Raw genomic sequence first — 443 nt, 5'->3', positions numbered from 1 at the left:
CGGGGTAGCTTTTATCCGTTGAGCGATGGCCCTTCCATGCGGAACCACCGGATCACTAAGCCCGACTTTCGTCCCTGCTCGACTTGTAGGTCTCGCAGTCAAGCTCCCTTGTGCCTTTACACTCTACGAATGATTTCCAACCATTCTGAGGGAACCTTTGGGCGCCTCCGTTACTCTTTAGGAGGCGACCGCCCCAGTCAAACTGCCCACCTGACACTGTCTCCCACCCCGATAAGGGGTGCGGGTTAGAATTTCAATACAACCAGGGTAGTATCCCACCGACGCCTCCACCGAAGCTAGCGCTCCGGCTTCTCAGGCTCCTACCTATCCTGTACAAGCTGTACCAAAATTCAATATCAGGCTGCAGTAACGCTCCACGGGGTCTTTCCGTCCTGTCGCGGGTAACCTGCATCTTCACAGGTACTATAATTTCACCGAGTCTC

At 54.4% G+C, this 443-nt stretch carries 1 rRNA gene; it reads right to left on the bottom strand.

Annotation, left to right across the window (positions count from 1 at the left end):
• Positions 1 to 443, bottom strand: a 23S ribosomal RNA gene (locus C9J29_RS24005); the annotation flags it as partial.

This window comes from Lysinibacillus fusiformis, assembly GCF_003049525.1.
In the GTDB taxonomy this organism is placed as follows: domain Bacteria; phylum Bacillota; class Bacilli; order Bacillales_A; family Planococcaceae; genus Lysinibacillus; species Lysinibacillus fusiformis.
This window is presented reverse-complemented; position numbering and strand designations above follow the sequence as displayed.